This window comes from Rhodococcus sp. P3_B8 (assembly GCF_056402775.1).
Window position 1 is genome coordinate 1 of record NZ_JBFUGT010000606.1, and the last position, 1585, is coordinate 1585.

Annotated in this window: 2 protein-coding genes; one reads left to right on the forward strand and one right to left on the reverse strand. The window is 67.1% G+C overall.

Features of this window, described 5'->3' with window-relative positions; translation table 11 throughout:
• Window positions 1-693 (reverse strand): Gfo/Idh/MocA family protein (locus AC1D1G_RS45015; protein ID WP_477956921.1); only part of this gene is annotated, 693 nt, incomplete at its 3' end.
• Between the two features lie 135 nt (window positions 694-828).
• Here AC1D1G_RS45015 and AC1D1G_RS45020 point away from each other — a divergent pair.
• Window positions 829-1512 carry a class I SAM-dependent methyltransferase gene (locus tag AC1D1G_RS45020; protein WP_477956922.1) on the forward strand — a complete coding sequence of 228 codons (684 nt, stop codon included), beginning with the start codon at window positions 829-831 and terminating at the stop codon, window positions 1510-1512.
• The last annotated feature ends 73 nt before the right edge of the window (window positions 1513-1585 follow it).

The following is a 1585-nucleotide window of genomic DNA, read 5'->3' on the forward strand; positions in this document are numbered from 1 at the left end:
CCGCCCCTCGAGATGGTTGACCTTCCTCGACGAGACGCTCGAATAGACCCCGCTGCAGTGAGCGATGTTGACGACGAAGCCGGCGTCGGTGCGCCCCTCCGGCCGATCGACGTAATCGAGGTGGGCGTCGACCCGCTCCGCCGGCCCGAACAACCACAGCATCTGGTCGACGACGTGTGCGCCGATGTCGCGCAGCAACCCACCGGTCGGGCCTGCTTCGAGTGTGCCGGCACCGTCCAGGTCGAAATGGGACTCGACACGCCAGATGTCGCCGAGTCGCGGCAACACCGACTTCAGGGTACGGATGTCGGCGTCGTATCGACGGTTGTGATAGACGCTGAGCAGCACGCCGGCGTCCTCTGCGGCTGCTACCAGCTCGCGGGCCGTCTCGACATCCGGCGCGAACGGCTTGTCCGCGATCACGTGCACACCACGCCCGATTGCCTCGAGTACGAGTTCGCGCCGCGTCTGCGGTGGCGTGGTGATCGTGACGGCATCGACGCCGGAGTCGATGAGTTCGCCGAGGCTCGAGAACACCGGCACTCCGGGGAAGTCGGCGGCAGCCTGGGTGACCCGTGCGGCGGAGCGGGTCACGATGCCGCCCAGTGCGATTCTCTCTGCCGCTTCGACGAACGGCGCATGGAAGTAGCGGCCGCCCAGCCCGTACCCGACGATTCCGATAGTTGTGCTCATATCTGGATTGTATGTTAAGACATTCGAACAATCTAACCGTGTCGGTGAGGCAAGCAGTCGCGGTGTCGAGGGTCGAGAACCGCGCAGTGCCGTGCCAAGATGAGGTGGCACGATCCGTTTCAGGGAGGCGTCGAAGTGTCGGAGCGATCAGGTCCCCTCGCCGACGATCCGTTCATCGGTCGGCAGCCAACCAGCCACGAACGCATGACAGGACGGCCCTGGGATGCGTCGTACCACGAGGGCCCTGCGCCGTGGGATGTCGGCCGGCCGCAGCCGGCGGTCGTGCGGGTGGCATCCGAAGGCGGATTCGCCGGAGCGGTGCTCGATGCGGGATGCGGCACCGGCGAGAACGCTCTTCACGTCGCCTCCCTGGGATTCCAGGTTCTGGGCGTCGACGTGGCCGAGACGGCACTGGCGATCGCCAGGGAGAAGGCCCACGACCGTCGGATCGAGGTCGAGTTCGCGCTGGCCGACGCGGTCCAGTTGGACAGAATGGGGCGCCGGTTCGACACCGTGCTGGACTGCGGACTGTTCCACACGTTCGACGCCGCCGAGCGACCACGCTACGTGGCGAGTGTGGCGTCGGTGACCGAACCCGGCGGAACCGTGTATGTGTTGTGCTTCAGCGACGCTGGTCCCGATACCGGCCCGCACCCCGTCAGCCGGGAGGAGCTGAGAGCGGCGTTCGACCCCGGCGATGGATGGAAGGTCGCCGCCATCGAACCGGATCGGATCGAGACGAGATTCCACGACAACGGCGCACCGGCCTGGTTCGCGACCATCGAGCGGATCCAGCCGACGGGCGGGTCGGCCCGGTGAGACGTCGGCAGCACGTCCGAGGGCCCGACGCCCGGCGTTTCCTCCCGGGAAGTAGGCGCCACCGCCCTTGACA